General features: G+C 57.7%; 16 protein-coding genes. 5 read left to right on the forward strand and 11 right to left on the reverse strand.

Translation table 11 applies throughout. The features are described from left to right. The first annotated feature begins 77 nt into the window (after positions 1 to 77). From ACVWXW_RS04815 to ACVWXW_RS04825, 3 genes are all read left to right on the forward strand, one after another. The gene (locus ACVWXW_RS04815; protein WP_457403029.1) at positions 78 to 1,124 is read left to right on the forward strand and encodes a Fe(3+) ABC transporter substrate-binding protein; all 1,047 of its coding nucleotides are present in this window, start codon (positions 78 to 80) and stop codon (positions 1,122 to 1,124) included. A 173-nt stretch (positions 1,125 to 1,297) separates the two neighbouring features. After that, positions 1,298 to 2,566, forward strand: coding sequence for an esterase-like activity of phytase family protein (locus ACVWXW_RS04820; protein ID WP_457403031.1), 1,269 nt, complete (start codon positions 1,298 to 1,300; stop codon positions 2,564 to 2,566). 93 nt (positions 2,567 to 2,659) lie between these two features. Next, positions 2,660 to 4,360: an ABC transporter permease gene (locus ACVWXW_RS04825; protein WP_457403032.1), complete on the forward strand. Its 1,701-nt coding sequence runs from the start codon at positions 2,660 to 2,662 to the stop codon at positions 4,358 to 4,360. A gap of 5 nt (positions 4,361 to 4,365) precedes the next feature. Here the strand turns inward: ACVWXW_RS04825 and ACVWXW_RS04830 are convergent, their stop codons facing one another. From ACVWXW_RS04830 to ACVWXW_RS04865, 8 genes are all read right to left on the reverse strand, one after another. Then, positions 4,366 to 5,310: a F0F1 ATP synthase subunit gamma gene (locus tag ACVWXW_RS04830; protein WP_414330493.1), complete on the reverse strand. Its 945-nt coding sequence runs from the start codon at positions 5,308 to 5,310 to the stop codon at positions 4,366 to 4,368. Between the two features lie 61 nt (positions 5,311 to 5,371). Next, positions 5,372 to 6,892 (reverse strand): F0F1 ATP synthase subunit alpha, encoded by a 1,521-nt coding sequence (atpA, locus tag ACVWXW_RS04835; protein ID WP_011434218.1) that lies wholly within the window; start codon positions 6,890 to 6,892, stop codon positions 5,372 to 5,374. Positions 6,893 to 6,935: 43 nt separating this feature from the next. Further along, positions 6,936 to 7,484: an ATP synthase F1 subunit delta gene (atpH, locus tag ACVWXW_RS04840; RefSeq protein WP_457403033.1), complete on the reverse strand. Its 549-nt coding sequence runs from the start codon at positions 7,482 to 7,484 to the stop codon at positions 6,936 to 6,938. 20 nt (positions 7,485 to 7,504) lie between these two features. After that, a complete protein-coding gene (locus ACVWXW_RS04845; protein WP_457403034.1) occupies positions 7,505 to 8,068 on the reverse strand; it encodes a F0F1 ATP synthase subunit B in 564 nt (187 codons plus the stop codon). A 35-nt stretch (positions 8,069 to 8,103) separates the two neighbouring features. After that, positions 8,104 to 8,577: a F0F1 ATP synthase subunit B' gene (locus ACVWXW_RS04850; RefSeq protein ID WP_414349846.1), complete on the reverse strand. Its 474-nt coding sequence runs from the start codon at positions 8,575 to 8,577 to the stop codon at positions 8,104 to 8,106. A 102-nt stretch (positions 8,578 to 8,679) separates the two neighbouring features. Further along, positions 8,680 to 8,925, reverse strand: a complete 246-nt coding sequence (gene atpE / locus ACVWXW_RS04855) for an ATP synthase F0 subunit C (RefSeq protein WP_235280127.1) — start codon at positions 8,923 to 8,925, stop codon at positions 8,680 to 8,682. Positions 8,926 to 9,145: 220 nt separating this feature from the next. Beyond that, positions 9,146 to 9,892: a F0F1 ATP synthase subunit A gene (gene atpB / locus ACVWXW_RS04860; RefSeq protein WP_414349847.1), complete on the reverse strand. Its 747-nt coding sequence runs from the start codon at positions 9,890 to 9,892 to the stop codon at positions 9,146 to 9,148. Positions 9,893 to 9,897: 5 nt separating this feature from the next. After that, complete coding sequence (locus tag ACVWXW_RS04865) at positions 9,898 to 10,392, reverse strand: hypothetical protein (RefSeq protein ID WP_457403035.1); 495 nt, start codon at positions 10,390 to 10,392, stop codon at positions 9,898 to 9,900. Between the two features lie 730 nt (positions 10,393 to 11,122). On the opposite strand from ACVWXW_RS04865, the gene ACVWXW_RS04870 reads away from it, so the two are divergent. Both ACVWXW_RS04870 and ACVWXW_RS04875 read left to right on the forward strand, forming a co-directional pair. Further along, positions 11,123 to 11,710: a DUF3177 family protein gene (locus ACVWXW_RS04870; RefSeq protein WP_011434226.1), complete on the forward strand. Its 588-nt coding sequence runs from the start codon at positions 11,123 to 11,125 to the stop codon at positions 11,708 to 11,710. After that, complete coding sequence (locus ACVWXW_RS04875; protein WP_414330481.1) at positions 11,707 to 12,021, forward strand: DUF7734 family protein; 315 nt, start codon at positions 11,707 to 11,709, stop codon at positions 12,019 to 12,021. Before ACVWXW_RS04870 ends, ACVWXW_RS04875 begins: the two co-directional genes overlap by 4 nt. 14 nt (positions 12,022 to 12,035) lie before the next feature. On the opposite strand, the gene gpmI is transcribed toward ACVWXW_RS04875, so the two are convergent. The 3 genes from gpmI to dps form a co-directional block, all read right to left on the reverse strand. Continuing rightward, positions 12,036 to 13,628, reverse strand: a complete 1,593-nt coding sequence (gene gpmI, locus ACVWXW_RS04880) for a 2,3-bisphosphoglycerate-independent phosphoglycerate mutase (RefSeq protein ID WP_414413735.1) — start codon at positions 13,626 to 13,628, stop codon at positions 12,036 to 12,038. 215 nt (positions 13,629 to 13,843) lie between these two features. Beyond that, positions 13,844 to 14,362: a tetratricopeptide repeat protein gene (locus ACVWXW_RS04885; protein ID WP_011434229.1), complete on the reverse strand. Its 519-nt coding sequence runs from the start codon at positions 14,360 to 14,362 to the stop codon at positions 13,844 to 13,846. Between the two features lie 39 nt (positions 14,363 to 14,401). Beyond that, on the reverse strand, positions 14,402 to 14,902 hold the full coding sequence (gene dps / locus ACVWXW_RS04890; protein WP_414344460.1) for a DNA starvation/stationary phase protection protein Dps: 501 nt from the start codon (positions 14,900 to 14,902) through the stop codon (positions 14,402 to 14,404). Positions 14,903 to 14,997: the final 95 nt, after the last annotated feature.

Raw genomic sequence — 14,997 nt, forward strand, 5'->3', positions numbered from 1 at the left:
TTTCCGGTGCTTTCTCAGAGAGAGCCTGGCCGGTGGAGCTGTGTCTCTTGAGATGTTTTTGAACTTAGGAGTTGGGTATGCGCTTATCGCGACGGCAATTTGTCAGTGGAGCCACGCTAGGTTCTGCGGCTCTGGCAGCAGGGTCTCTTCTGCGTCCGGCCCATGGCGCCAATCGGGAAGTGAACCTCTACACCTCGCGGCACTACGGCACAGACGAGAAATTGTACGAACTTTTCAAGCAGAAAACGGGCATTACCGTGAATTGGGTGCAGGGCAACGCCGATGAGATCGTCCAGCGCATCCGCAGCGAGGGATCCAACAGCCCCGCCGACATCTTCATGACAGTGGATATTGCCCGGTTGTGGCGCGCTCAGAACGAGGGCCTGTTTCAGCCCATCCAGTCCGAGACGCTCTCCAAAAATATTCCCGAGTATCTGCGGGATCCAGAGGGGTACTGGTTTGGCCTCACCAAGCGGGCGCGGGTGATCATGTACAACAAAGACAAGGTGGATCCCAAGGAGTTGTCCACCTATGAGGACTTGGCAAACCCCAAATGGCGGGGCAAGGTGCTCACCCGCTCCTCCAGCAACGTTTACAGCCAATCCTTGACGGCCTCGATCATCTTGGCCCACGGGATCCCGGAAACGGAGCAATGGGCCCGGGGCTTGGTGGCCAACTTTGCCCGTCCGCCGGAAGGGGGAGACACGGATCAGATCAAGGCCGTGGCCGCCGGGGTGGGAGACGTGGCTTTGGCCAACACCTACTATTTGCCGCGTTTGATCAAATCCGACAATCCAGAAGAGCGCGCCGTAGCCGAGAAAATCGGCGTCTTCTTCCCCAACCAGCAGGATCGTGGCACCCACGTCAACATCAGCGGGGCCGGCATTCTGAAAACAGCTCCCAACAAAGACGCGGCCATCCAATTTTTGGAGTTTCTCTCCGGGCCAGAGGCGCAGGCCATTTTTGCCCAGAGCAACAATGAGTACCCGGTACTGCCCGGGGCTGAGATCGACTCGGTGGTGGCCAGCTTTGGCACCTTTAAGGAAGATACGATCAACGCCGCCAGCATTGGCCGCGTCACCCCTGATGCCCTGAAGGTAATGGATCGGGCCGGTTGGAAGTAGATCAGGCCTCCAGGACAGGCCCTGAGTGCAGCCTTTCATTGCTTGACGCCGTGAACGTTAAGCAGCTTGACGGTTCTTGGCCAAGCGTCGATACTCTAGGACGGCGTTGCTTCCGTTCGAGGCCGCTCAGGCGTCCTGTCTTTCTTTTTCAAAAGCTTCTGGAGGTTTGCCAAATGAAACAACTGCGAACAGCAGGCTTGTTCTTGCTCCTGCTTTCTTTAACTTCTTTCTACACCAATAGCCCGGCAAAGGCAATTGAAAACCTTCCCGAAAAGGCTCCTGTTCCAAAGCGGGATCTGCTTTTGACCACAGAAAACGGCGTCAAAATCTACAATGGTGGGTTTGGCTCTGGCCTTGCCTTTGATGGCCAATATTTTTATGTGCTCACCGATCGCGGTCCCAATATTGATGGAGCTGAGTCAAACGACAAGATTTTCCCTAAGCCAGACTTTACCCCTCAAGTTGCCAGATTGTCTTTGGACGGCAAGGGCTTCAAGTTGGACAGGGTCATCCTGCTGCAAGACGAGACAGGCAAAAATCTCACCGGGATCCCCAATCCATCTGACTCGGGGGGAACGGGAGAGAATGCCTACGATCTCAGCGGCAAGCAGCTTGCGCCGGATCCCAAAGGTATCGATCCAGAGGGGATCGCGGTGGCCAAAGATGGAAGCTTTTGGGTTGCCGACGAATACGGACCTCACTTGATCCATTTTGATTCCAATGGCAAGGCCATCGAGTGGCTAAATCCTTTTGGAAGTGGAGTTGGCGGCAAAAAGCTTCCAGAAGTTTACAAAAATCGGCGCCCCAATCGCGGCATGGAGGGGCTAACTCTGACGCCCGATCAGAAATACTTGGTCGGCATCATGCAGTCTCCGCTTTTGAACCCCAACAAAGATGTTCAAAAGACCGCAACTGTTTGCAGGATACTCTTCTATGAACTGGCCACGGGCAAGTTCAAAGAATACCTCTATCCTTTAGAGGGAACTGGCACCGCTGTTAGCGAAATTGTCGCCATTACCGACACAACCTTCCTGGTTCTCGAACGGGATGGCAAAACGCCGGGAGAGGACAAAGAGGCTACGAAGAAGATCTACAAAATCGATACTGCCGCTGCCACGGATGTCTTTGATCCTGGTCCAAATGGCCTGCTGGTTAACGGCAAGACTCTGGAGCAGTTAACCCAAGAGGAAATCATTGCAGCGGGGATCAAGCCCGTTTCCAAAGAAGAAGTATTTGACATTATGTCGATCCCCAATTATCCCCACGACAAGCCCGAGGGGTTGGCCATTCTCAACTCAACTACCCTAGCGATAGTTAACGACGACGACTTTGGCATCGTCTTGGAAAAGGGCGCGGTTCAAGAAAAAACTATGCCTTACCTTGGTAACAAGCAAGACGAGAACATCGTTTATTTCGTTAAGCTGCCCAAGAGCTTGTTTTGAGAGAAAACTTGGTTGGGGATCCCTGGAGGATCCCCTTTTCTTCCCCAGGAGTTGCTCAAGAGGTAGCTCCCGCCTGTTGAGATGGACAAAGAGATGAGGTTGAAGTTGTTGAGCAAATCTCTGCCGGGAAGTGGCTTCTTTCCTCTGAACGGCTGGGCGCTTCTGACTCTGACCCTCAGCGGTCTCATTCTCGTTCCTGTCCTTACGGTGTTGCTCAGCCTTTTTGCGGACGAGCGGCAGGTTTGGGAGCACCTGGCCGATACGGTCTTGGGGCTTTATGTGCGCAATAGCCTGGTGATGATGGCAGGGGTGGCGGCGGGGGTCATCCTGGTGGGCAGTGGCACTGCCTGGCTGGTGACCATGTGTCAGTTTTGGGGGCGGGCCTGGCTGGAGTGGATGTTGGTGCTGCCCCTGGCGGCCCCCACCTATGTGTTGGCCTACGCCTACACCGATTTTTTGCAGGTAACCGGCGGTTTCCAGATCTGGCTGCGGCGGGTAACAGGTTGGGGGATCAGCGACTACTGGTTCCCTAACATTCGCTCGTTGTGGGGGGCGATCCTGCTGCTGATCCTCACCCTCTATCCCTATGTTTACCTCTCGGCCCGGCTGGCCTTTCAGGAGCAATCGGTGGCCTGCTTAGAGGTAAGCCGCTCCTTGGGCTACGGGCCTTGGGCCAGCTTTTTCAAGGTGGCTTTGCCGCTGGCCCGACCGGGGATCGTGGCCGGCTGTCTGCTGGCCTTGATGGAAACCCTCAACGATTTCGGCACCGTCAGCTATTTCGGGGTAGATACCTTTACAACCGGCATCTACCGCACCTGGACGGCCCTGGGCAATCCGGTGGCGGCGGCTCAGCTTTCGGCGCTGCTGTTGCTGCTGGTGTTGCTGCTGATAACGATGGAGCAGGTCTCCCGCCGGCGGGCGCGCTACTATCGCCAAGGGTTCAAACCCACCCCAACCCGTTACCGCCTACAAGGGATCCGGGCGGTGGGGGCTTGGCTAGCCTGTGGGATCCCAATTGGGCTGGGCTTCGTCGTGCCGGCCTTGATCCTGCTCCACATGACCCTGCGGCAGGGGGAGTTGGGTCGCCGCTTTTGGAGCTACGCCCAGAACAGCTTTTGGCTATCCACCATCACGGCTATCATTGCTGTTTCCGTGTCGGTGGTGGTGCTGTACGGGCTGCGCATGCAGGGGCTAGGACGGGCGGGATCCCCGTGGGGCCTGCGGCTGGCAGTGCAGTTGTCTTCTCTGGGCTATGCGCTGCCTGGGGTGGTGATTGCAGTGGGGGTTCTGATTCCCCTAGGGTGGTTGGATCAACTGCTGAGCTACCTGCGGCAGGTGGTGCTGCAACAGCCACCTGGCCTGGTGATCAGTGGCACCCTCACGGCTTTGGTGTTCGGCTACCTGGTGCGGTTTTTGGCCGTGGCTTTGGCCACCGTCGAGGCCACGCTGCTGCGCATTCCCCCCAGTTTGGATGAAGCGGCCCGCAGCCTGGGACAGGGATCCCTGGGCACCCTGTGGCAGGTGCATTTGCCCTTGATGAGGGGTGGCCTCTTGGGGGCTATGCTGCTGGTATTTGTGGATGTGATGAAGGAGCTGCCGGCCACGATGGTGCTGCGGCCCTTCAACTTCGACACCTTGGCGGTGCAAACCTACCGCTTGGCAGCCGATGAGCGTCTCGCGGAGGCAGGGGCACCGGCTTTGGCCATTGTCTTAGTGGGGATTTTGCCGGTGGTTCTGCTCAACTCCCAGATGGCGCGGCAACGCAACCTCGGCTCCTCAGGGGATCTCCTTTGAGAACCCTACAAGGCCTCCGCTCCGGCCACCACCTCCAGGATCTCCTGGGTAATAGCCGCCTGGCGAGCTTTGTTGTAGGCAAGACCCAGCGTGCGAATGAGCTCGCTGGCATTGTCGCTGGCGTTGTTCATGGCCGTCATGCGAGCTGCCAATTCGCTGGCCGCCGCCTCCTGCAAGGCCCGTAGCAACTGGTTGTTCAGGTACAGCGGCAGCAGTGCATCCAAAATCTGCACGGGATCCTGCTCAAAGATCATGTCCTGAGGTGGGGCCGAGACCGCTGCGATGACTTTGCTGCGCTCGACAGTAAACTCTCCGCCCCGCACCAAAAGACGAAAAATTTCATCGTCTTGAGTGGCCAACCGCGACGGATCGAGGGGCAACAGGGATTGCACCACCGGACGGGAGCTGATCAAAGAGACAAAGCGGGTATAGAGCAGCTCTACCTTGTCCACCTTCTCCGACAAGAAGGCCGAGAGGAGCTGATCCCCAATCTGGGCAGCCTCAGCCGCCGTGGGGATCTGCGACAAATTCACGTAGGTCTTGGCGATGGGAGCGGAGCGCCGCTGGAAATACTGCACCGCCTTGCGGCCCACCAGGTAAAGCTGCACCTGCTGCCCTGTCTCCTGCAGCTCGCGAACCCGCTCCTCGGTGCGCTTAATCACGTTGGCGTTGTAGGCTCCGCACAAGCCCCGATCCCCGGCCACCACCAACAGCCCCACCGTCTGGATGGGGCGCTGCTTCAGCAGAGGCAAGTTGACATCTTCCAGCCGCAGCCGAGTTTGCAGCCGATAGAAAACCTGGGCCAGTCGGTCGGCAAAGGGACGGGTGGCCATCACTTGCTCTTGGGCGCGGCGCACTCGGGCTGCTGCCACCAGCCGCATGGCCTCGGTGATTTTGCGGGTGTTTTTCACCGCCTTGATGCGATCGCGGATGCGCTTGAGGTTTGCCATAACCTACTCCCTCTATTTTGGTGGTCGACAGGGATCCGGGCCAGGAGAGATCCGCGTCACCCTAGGCCGCCTTGGCCACGAAGCTCTGCTTGAACTCTGTGATGGCCGTTTTCAAGATTTCTTCTGCCTCGTCGGTGAGTTGCTTGGTGGAGAGGACAATCTCGCCATACTTGGGATGGGTGGTGCCCAGGTAAGCCAAAAGGCCCTGTTTGAAGCTGGAGACCTTCTCCACCGGAATGTCATCCAAATAGCCTCGCGTCCCCGCATAGATAATGGCCACCTGCTGATCCAGAGACAGGGGAGAGTACTGTGGCTGCTTCAGCAACTCCTGCAGCCGTTGGCCGCGGGCCAACTGCTTTTGGGTGGCCTCATCCAGGTCAGAGGCAAATTGGGCAAAGGCCTCCAGATCGCGGTATTGCGCCAGTTCCACCTTGATGGAGCCAGCCACCTTTTTCATCGCCTTGGTCTGAGCTGCCGAGCCGACGCGGCTGACGGAAATCCCGACGTTGATGGCCGGGCGGATGCCGGCATTAAACAGATCCGATTCCAAGAAGATCTGCCCATCGGTGATGGAGATAACATTGGTGGGAATGTAGGCCGACACGTCATTGGCCTGGGTTTCCACGATCGGCAGTGCCGTCATGGATCCCTCTCCCAGTTGGCTGCTCAGCTTGGCGGCTCGCTCCAATAGCCGCGAGTGCAGGTAGAACACATCCCCAGGATAGGCTTCTCGACCGGGTGGACGGCGCAGCAGCAGTGACATTTGCCGATAGGCCACCGCCTGCTTGGAGAGATCGTCATAGACCACCAGGGTGTGTTTGCCCTGGTACATGAAGTATTCGGCAATGGTGGCGCCACAGTAGGGGGCCAGCCACTGCAACGGAGCTGGACTATCGGCGCCGGCAGCCACCACAATGCTGTAGTCCATGGCCCCTCGCTCGGTCAGGATGCCCACCACCTGGGCGATGGTGCTCTGCTTCTGACCAATGGCCACGTAAATGCAGATCACATCCTGCCCTTTTTGGTTCAGGATTGTGTCCACAGCAACGGTGGTCTTGCCGGTTTGGCGGTCGCCGATGATCAGTTCCCGCTGCCCCCGCCCGATGGGGATCAGGGCATCGATGGCGGTAATGCCGGTTTGCAGGGGCTCGTACACAGAGCGGCGATCGACAATGCCAGGTGCCGGAGATTCGATCAGGCGGGACTCCGTACACTGGATCGGGCCTTTGCCGTCGAGGGGGTTGCACAGGGGATCCACCACGCGGCCCAAGAGGGCTTCTCCCACCGGGATGCTGGCAATCTTGCCCGTGGATTTGACAGTGGATCCCTCTTGGATATTCCGCCCGGAGCCGATCAGCACGGCACCGATGTTGTCTTCTTCCAGGTTGAGGGCAATACCGGTGGTGCCATCCTCAAATTCCAGCAGCTCGCTGGCCATCACCTTATCCAAACCGTAGATGCGGGCAATGCCATCCCCCACCTGCAGAACTGTCCCCACGTTGGAGACCTGCATCTCCTGGTTGTACTGCTCAATCTGCTGTTTGATGATGGTGCTAATCTCGTCTGGGCGAATGGTAGGCATAGCAGTCCTCTCAAGTAATGGGAAGGGATCCTCAAAAACCAACTTAGGCCAACTGCAAGGCCAGCCGGCGCAACTGTCCACGCAAGCTGAGGTCGATCACCTGGGATCCAATCCTGATGACCACCCCTCCCAGCAGCTCCGGATCCTGAGTGGCTTGCAACTCCACACCGCTGGCCTGGGTGAAGTCCATCACCCGCTCGCGAATCGATTGCTGCTGAGCTTCCGTCAAGGGTATCGCCGTCGTCACTTCGGCCAGGACGATGTTCTGGAGCTTCCGCTGCAGATCCAAAAAGCGCCGGCAAACAGTCCCGAGAAACATGATACGGCGGCGGTCGGTCAACAACTTCAGCGCATTCAGCAGCAGAGGGTGGATCTGATCGGCAAATACTTGCTGCAGCAGGTTCTTTTTGGCCTCGGCCTTGATCACCGGGTTGGCGAGAAACTGGCCCAGCTCCGGCGTAGCCCGCAAAACCTCGGCAATAAAGCGCATATCGGCGGCAAAAGTGTCCAGCAATCCCTGGCCAGATCCAAGGGCAATGAGAGCCTCGGCATAGGGATCCACCACCTTCTCAGCCATTGTGCTGCTGATCATACCTTTCTCCTCCTTGAGAGCTAGCGGGCAATCATTTGGATCCCTCTCTCGATCAGGCTGCGGTGGGTCTCTTCGTTGAGGTGCTGCGGCAACTCCTGCTCCACCTTACTCAGGGCTTGGCGAACGATCTGCCGACGCAACTCTTGAAGAATCCGCTCCTGCTCGCTGGACAACTCTTTCTCGGCATTGGCCCGCAGCCGCTCAACTTCCCGCTCCGCCTGCTCCAACAACTCTTGCCGACGGGCTTCGGCGTTGGCTTCCGCCTGCTTGCGGATACGTTCAGCCTCCTGCTGAGCCTGGGCCAGCTTTTGCTGCTCCTCCGCCAGCTTCTCAATGGCTTCCTGTTTGCGCTGCTCCGCCTGCCGCAGTTCTTCTAGGATCCCCTCCCGCCGCTTGGCCAGGGCTTCTCCCACCACTTTGCGACCCAAGATAAACAGCAAGGTGAGAATGATCGCGATGTTGATCAGGTTGCTCTCGAGAATCTTGGCCAAGAGATCCCCCTCTCCTGCCTTGGCTTCTGGGAGTAGCTCCGTGGTCTCGGCCACAGCCAAGATCCAACCGGCCACCCAACTCCACACAGGCATCGCAAGCTCCTCCAAAAGTACTTCCAACCAGCGATCTAACGAGCACTGCCCAGCAGTTTCTGGGTAATCTGGGCGGCAATGGCATCCACCTGCTGCTGCAGCTGTTCGAGGGCTGCCTGCTTCTCTTGCTCGACCTGTAGCCGCGCCGCCTCCAGCTTCTGCTGGATCTCTGCCTGCACAGCAGCCAGTTTCTCGGAACGAATGCGAGCAGCTGCAGCCTCTGCCTCAGCGATCACCTGCTGGGCTTGCAAGCGGGCCTGGCTGATCTCAGACTCATACTGTCGGGTCAACGACACCGCCTTGTCCAACCGCTCTTGGGCTTCCGCCTGAGTGGTGCGGATGTAGTCGCTGCGGCTGTCGATAGCCCGCGTAACCGGCTCATAGAAGAGTGAGTTGAGCACTGCCACCAACAGCAAAAACTGAATGGCAATCAGGGGCAGGGTGGCATCCAGATCGAAAAGACCACCTTTTTCAGCCGCTTCAACAGCCAATAGAGTTTGGAAGAGCATGGGTGTTATGACCCCAACAGAAACTTAGGTCTACCGTCAGGCCGGGTTGGGGGGCGGATATGGCTCACCTCGGCCATCGCTGCGGCCCGCCCCCGTAGGACACTAGGCGAAGGGGTTGGCAAACAAGAGCACCAAAGCCACCACCAAGCCGTAGATGGTCAGAGCTTCCATGAAGGCCAGGCTAACCAGCAGGTTGCCGCGGATCTTGTCTTCCGCCTCCGGTTGGCGGGCCACCCCTTCCATCGCAGCAGCAGCGGCGTTCCCCTGTCCGATCCCAGGACCCAGGGATCCCAGACCAATGGCCAGAGCAGCAGCCAGAACAGAAGCAGCAGAGGTTAACGGATCCATAGTGAGATGCTCCTTGGTGATTGACACAACAACAACGTCTCTTGAGCTTCAGAGGTGATCGGGTCTGATACACTACAGCCTCAAATCACTCCCTTGTCGGCGGCTTTCAGAACCAATCTGTCAGCCCCAACAAACCTTACCAAAAGAAGGGATCCCTTGCGCTGGCCCACTTGAGATGATCCTCCGTGAAAAGGCCAAGGTGATCGGCCAAACAGCGGGATCAATCGTGGTGATCCCCTCCTCCATGACCTTCCAGCGCCTCTCCAATGTAAGCTGCCGAGAGGGTTGAGAAGATCAAAGCCTGAATTGCCCCCGTAAACAGGAACAGAACCATCACCGGCACGGGGATAAACAAGGGCACCAGCAACACCAACACCGCTATCACCAGCTCTTCGGCCAGGATGTTGCCGAACAGACGGAAACTCAGGGAGAGGGGCTTGGTGAAATCTTCCAAAACATTGATGGGCAGCAGAATCGGGGTAGGCTCAATGTATTTTTTGAAGTAAGACAGCCCCCGCTTGCTGATGCCGGCTACGAAATACATGATGCTGGTAAGCAGCGCCAAGCCAGCAGTGGTGTTGATGTCGTTGGTGGGAGAGGCCAGCTCCCCTTCCGGCAGAGGAATCAGCTTCCACGGGAAGAGGTTGCCCATCCAGTTGGAGACAAAGATAAACAGGAACAAGGTGCCGACATAGGGTACCCAGGGCCGGAAGTTTTTCTCGCCAATCTGGGCACGGGCAATGCTCTGCACAAATTCCAGGGCATACTCGACAAAGTTTTGCAGACCAGCCGGCTCCCGCTGCAGTTGACGGGTGCCCAAGATAACCACCGTCAAGATCAGGGCAATGGCGATCCAGCTGGCGATCAAAACCTGCCCGTGAACCGTGAATTTGCCCAGGTGCCAGTAAAGGTGATGGCCGACCTCGAGTTCTGCCAAAAGAGGAGGAGAGGAGAAGGACAGGTTCATGGGCATCACACAGAAGAAGATGAACGGGTCAAGGTCTGGACAAGATGAATGAGCAGGGTGACCTTGTAGGTCATGAACCCCAGGAAAATGGGCAATATCTGTAAAGACTTCACCTGAGTGGCTAAAACGATCAGCCCGACAAACAGAGCCAAACGCGTCACCCCCAAACGGTTGCGGCTTTTGCCCAGCTCCGCTACGCCGCGGCCCAGCATGCGCAGATAAACCACGCCAACAACCGCCCCCAGCAAGTAGTTGGCAGCTACCCCCAGAGAGTAAACCAGGGCCACTCCCACGGCAATGGCCAGACTTACCCCCAAGGTAACCAGCACCAGCCACAGCTGCAGCGCTTCATAGCTCCCGCTGCCAGCAACTGCTGCCCCCCTAGCTCCACCCTTCACCTTCCTCGCCAAATCGGGCTTCCCCAGGGCAAGGGGTGGCTCTGACGCAACTGGATCCCCTGTCTCTTCCTCCCGCTTCGGAGAAGGAGGTGCATTCTCCAAGGGAGGCAGTGGTCTGGGCTTCCACTGGGTCGCCTTCCAACGGGTAGAACTGTGAGAGAGGAGTCTGGAAGAACGGGCCATGGTTTCGAGGTCATGCCTCTCAAGGTTTGACCTTAACCCAAGATAACACGATTAAGTAACAATACTTAATGAGATTAAGTTGGGCCAAGGTCTGAAGGAGACTCCGCTGGTCGCTCAGACAGGCAGCTGGCCTTCCGAACGACAGGGATACTGATACATTTACGCTGAACACTGCTGAACATCACTGTTCAACTATGCAGCGATAGCATTCTGTTTGTTTCCATTCGCGTTAGCGGGACGGAGTCCAAACAGAATGGCGGTATCCCGCAAAGCTTTGAGTAGAATACCCAAAGCGCAGTTTCCGTGTCGTCTTACTACCAATTTTCTGCTTTGCTTTGGCTACCATGTTGGCAGACTCGAAAGTAAACAGAAAGATCAACTGGTAGTAATCTGTACTGAACATATTATACATTATTTTCAGTATAGTTGAGCTTATTATTGACTAGAGTCATGCTCCTCTGAGGAGCTAGCTAAGAATCTACCACTTTCGGGGATCGGTAGCGGCAAAATGGAAAACTTTCTGAAAGCTGTCTGGTGTAAAGTTTTGCTGGGGATGGTCAGCAGGCGTTAACATTCCGTAACTCTCTGTGTCCCGTCCTGGATCCCCCAGGTTTCATATACTAAGGGGCAGGAGTGGCAGAGGGTGAGGATGACTCCCCAGAGTTGGCTGGTGGATGCAATCTGGCTGGACTACCGCTTGGCAGTGGCGCTGACGGTGGTGATGCCATTGCTGCTGCTGATTTGGGCTTTTGCGGTGGGGTTGCGGCCCTTGATTCAGCTATTGATCGTTTATTGGCGGGTATCGAGCCTCTTGGCGGTGACGGTGTACCTGATGATTGGGGGCCTGCCCGTCAGCTTTCTCAGTGGAGCAATGGCGCGGCTGTTGATCTTGGTTTGTCTTTGGTTTTGGCGGGACTGGAGTGCTGCTCTCGAGCAGTCGAGAACCTGGGCGGCGCGAGCCTTTTTGCTCTGGCGGTGGGGCCTGACTGGTTATATGGGGGCCGGGATCCTCTTTTCGGGGGCCTTTGTGCCCTGTGCTTTCCGCACTTCTCTGCCAGAGGAGTGCCGGGCTTGGTTTGGGCCACCGCTGGGGTTTCGGGAGATCTTCCATCCCAATGTATCGCCGGAGCTGCTGGGGAGCGTGGGGGCCTGGGGGCTGGTGGCCTACCTGCTCTACAGCCTCTACTTTGTCTGGCGGCTGCGACCCGGAACTGATAAGGGGGAACTGGAAGCATGAGGGCCCTGCCTTGGCCCTTGGCCTTGGAGCGCTATAGCCAAGACCACCCGCAAGAGGTGCTACGGGTGGAGGTGGAAAGCGAGGGAGAGTCTGATCTGGTGCTGATCTACCGCGGCTACAGCAGCTCCTTGCGCCGACCCACTCCCCCCGATCCCGAAGCGGCGGTGATCCCTCCCCAGGCCCGCTTTTTGCAGTTGGAGCGCTTGGCTGCCCCCTATCACCCCGATCGCTCACGGGTTCTGGCTGTCTATCGCAACTGGGGAGAGCTAACAGCATGGCTGGCCCAAGAAGGGATCCCAGTGACGGAGTAAGGGATCCCTGGCACCTACCGCCCCACAGGACTGGGTTGCCGCTGGAGGATGGTGTATTCTGCCGGCTGCAAAAGCGAACGTCCTGTCATTTCGGGGGGCTGAGGCAGGCCCAAGATCTCCAGCAGGGTGGGGGCCACATCAGCCAAAGTGCCGTTGGAGCGCAACTTGACATCGCCGCCACAGCCGGGGATTTTGCGCCTTTCCCCCTCCACCAAAATGCAGGGAACGGGGTTGGTGGTGTGGGCCGTCCAGGGGTTGCCGTTCTCATCCCACATCAGCTCGGCATTGCCGTGATCCGCCAGGATCAAAGTGGTGCCTCCTGCATCCACCACTGCCGCCAGCAACCTGCCCAAACAGCGATCTACCGTCTCCAAAGCGCGGATGGTGGCTTCGTAGTTGCCAGTGTGACCTACCATGTCGGGATTGGCATAGTTGAGCACCACCAGGCTGTATTCGCGGCGGGCGATGGCCTCTATCGCTTTGTCGGTCACTTCCACTGCCGACATCTCCGGCGCCTGGTCGTAGGTGGTCACCAGCGGGCTTTGCACCAGGATGCGATCCTCACCGGGGAAGGGCTGCTCGATGCCGCCGTTGAAGAAGTAGGTGACATGGGCGTATTTTTCCGTCTCGGCAATGCGCAATTGCTTGAGGCCGGCCTCGCTCACCACTTGGCCCAGCAGGTGATCCAGGTTCTGGGGCTTGAACAGCACCTGCACCGGCAGCTCCGCCTCGTACTGAGTCATGGTGATGAAGGTGAGATCCGGCAGCAAGGGGCGCTGAAAGCCTGAGAAATCTGGGCAGACAAAGGCTTGGGTAAGTTGGCGGGCGCGATCTGGGCGGAAGTTGAAGAAAAGCACCGCATCTCCCGGCTGCACAGCCCCCGGAGCCAGGCGGGTGGGCGGGATGAACTCATCTGTGAGATCCTGGGCATAGAAAGCTTCCATCACCTCCGCGGCGCTTTGTCCACGGCCAGGGCCGTCTTGGGTCATGATCTCGTAGGCCTTTTGGGTGCGCTCCCAACGGCGATCCCGATCCATGGCGTAGTAGCGTCCGCTCAGGGTGGCGATGACGCCATTGCCCAGCCATTGCAGCTCTTTTTCCAGGGCGGCCAGAACCCTGGCACCATCGCGGGGCAAGGTGTCGCGGCCATCGGTGATGGCGTGGACATAGGCCGGAATCTCAGCCTGGGCCGCCAGCTTGAGCAACCCATAGAGATGGTCGATGTGGGAGTGAACCCCCCCCTCGGAGCAAAGGCCAACGAAGTGAAAACGGCCCCCTCGCTCTCTGAGCTGGCGACAAACTTGCATCAACAAGGGATCCTGGAAAAGGGATCCCGTCTCTATCGCGTCGCTGATGCGCACCAATTCCTGCGGCACCACCCGCCCTGCCCCCAAGGTCAGGTGCCCGACTTCAGAGTTGCCCATCTGTCCTGCCGGCAGGCCCACGGCCCGACCCGAAGCTTGCAGCAGGGTGTGGGGATAGGCAGCCCAAAGGCTATCCAGGACAGGGGTTTCCGCAGCCAGCACCGCGTTGCCATCGAGAGCATCCCGATAACCCCAGCCATCCAGGATCACCAAAACCACAGGTGCTACCGATTGCGAATCCATGAAATGGCCTCTCGTTTTATTTAAGACATAATACCAGCCCAGGCAACACGATACCGGATCTTACATTTGCACTCAAGATTTCAATATTATCAATCTTCTTTTGAGAGGATAAGGAAGTGCCTGCACAGGCAGGATGGAGTCTTTAGAGCCAACTCCTATGGACAACTGTGCTGCGGTCAAGAGTATTTCTGCGGATGAAATTGCAGATGGGATCCTCAGGGGCTGGGCTGCAACCGTTTGCGCAGAGACTCCGAGCGCCGCTTAGCAATGGCATTTCGGGGATCCAACTTCAGGGCAGTTTCGTAAGCTTCCAAGCTTGGGCCATAGAGATTTTTCTTCTCATAGGCATGGGCCAGATTGTTCCAAGCAGTTACATAACCGGGATCCGCAGCCACGGCATCCTTGTAGTAACGGATGGCCAAGTCGTACTGCCCCTGGCTGAAGTAGGCAAAACCGAGGGCGTTGCAGACGGGGGGAATGTTCTCCCCGGCCACTTCTAGGGCTTTTTTGAGCTGGGCAACCGCCTGGTCGTAGAGGCCTTTTTGCAAATAGACGCTGCCCAACTCGTAGTGCTCCTGCGGGGATCCCTTGCCTTTGCTCAGGCGGGGCTGCAGCTCACGGATGACCTTTTCCTGGGCCCGTACCCGCAGCACCTCCCGCAGGACAAAGAAGCCCGCCACGCCGAGGATACTGGCCAGAGCCACCAAATACAGGAGGGGAACGTTAACGCCCATTTTGCTTGATCCACTTGCCTGTGACTGGCCTCGCCGGCGTCACGCCTGCAGGTGAGCCTCGATAAACCAAAGATCTTTGTCAATCTGGCGCGAGATCTCGGTGAACAGGTCTGCTGTGTCGGCATCCCCCAGTTCGGTGGTGCGGTCAATGTTGCGGCGGACGGAAGCTGCATATTGAGCGTAACGGGCTGCCAAAGCCTGCAGGTGATCCCGACCCTCTTCAGCGGCCAGATCGTACTCCGGCAAGGTGGAGGTTTGGGCAACGATGCGAGCCGTGCCGCGGGCGATGCCCCCCAGCGCCGTAACCCGTTCCGCCAGCATGTCCACGTAGTTTTCCAGGGTGCTGGCAAAAGTGTCGAACATCTCGTGCAAGGCGATGAAGTGCATGCCTTTAACGTTCCAGTGGGCCTGTTTCACCTGCGTCTTCAGATCCAACGTGTCTGCCAAGGACTGGTTGAGCAGCTCCACCAGTTGCGCGCGAGCCTCTGCTGGCAAATCGATCTGGGTGGGGTAGAGACGGGTTTTCTCGGCGGTAACCATGGCCAACCTCCTAACTGTGTTTCCATTATCGGGGATCCGCTTCGGCTTCCCAACTGAGCCCATAGTAACACAAACTCAAAATGAGTATGAGTTAG

The sequence above is a fragment of the Thermostichus sp. MS-CIW-30 genome (assembly GCF_054058015.1).

Coding starts and splice junctions, on each gene's coding strand:
- atpE (WP_235280127.1), bottom strand. CDS start 8,925: ATGGATCCGTTAACCTCTGCTGCTTCTGTTCTGGCTGCTGCTCTGGCC.
- ACVWXW_RS04825 (WP_457403032.1), top strand. CDS start 2,660: ATGAGGTTGAAGTTGTTGAGCAAATCTCTGCCGGGAAGTGGCTTCTTT.
- ACVWXW_RS04845 (WP_457403034.1), bottom strand. CDS start 8,068: ATGCCTGTGTGGAGTTGGGTGGCCGGTTGGATCTTGGCTGTGGCCGAG.
- atpA (WP_011434218.1), bottom strand. CDS start 6,892: ATGCCTACCATTCGCCCAGACGAGATTAGCACCATCATCAAACAGCAG.
- atpB (WP_414349847.1), bottom strand. CDS start 9,892: ATGAACCTGTCCTTCTCCTCTCCTCCTCTTTTGGCAGAACTCGAGGTC.
- dps (WP_414344460.1), bottom strand. CDS start 14,902: ATGGTTACCGCCGAGAAAACCCGTCTCTACCCCACCCAGATCGATTTG.
- ACVWXW_RS04815 (WP_457403029.1), top strand. CDS start 78: ATGCGCTTATCGCGACGGCAATTTGTCAGTGGAGCCACGCTAGGTTCT.
- ACVWXW_RS04820 (WP_457403031.1), top strand. CDS start 1,298: ATGAAACAACTGCGAACAGCAGGCTTGTTCTTGCTCCTGCTTTCTTTA.
- ACVWXW_RS04830 (WP_414330493.1), bottom strand. CDS start 5,310: ATGGCAAACCTCAAGCGCATCCGCGATCGCATCAAGGCGGTGAAAAAC.
- ACVWXW_RS04850 (WP_414349846.1), bottom strand. CDS start 8,577: ATGCTCTTCCAAACTCTATTGGCTGTTGAAGCGGCTGAAAAAGGTGGT.
- ACVWXW_RS04875 (WP_414330481.1), top strand. CDS start 11,707: ATGAGGGCCCTGCCTTGGCCCTTGGCCTTGGAGCGCTATAGCCAAGAC.
- ACVWXW_RS04885 (WP_011434229.1), bottom strand. CDS start 14,362: ATGGGCGTTAACGTTCCCCTCCTGTATTTGGTGGCTCTGGCCAGTATC.
- ACVWXW_RS04870 (WP_011434226.1), top strand. CDS start 11,123: ATGACTCCCCAGAGTTGGCTGGTGGATGCAATCTGGCTGGACTACCGC.
- atpH (WP_457403033.1), bottom strand. CDS start 7,484: ATGATCAGCAGCACAATGGCTGAGAAGGTGGTGGATCCCTATGCCGAG.
- gpmI (WP_414413735.1), bottom strand. CDS start 13,628: ATGGATTCGCAATCGGTAGCACCTGTGGTTTTGGTGATCCTGGATGGC.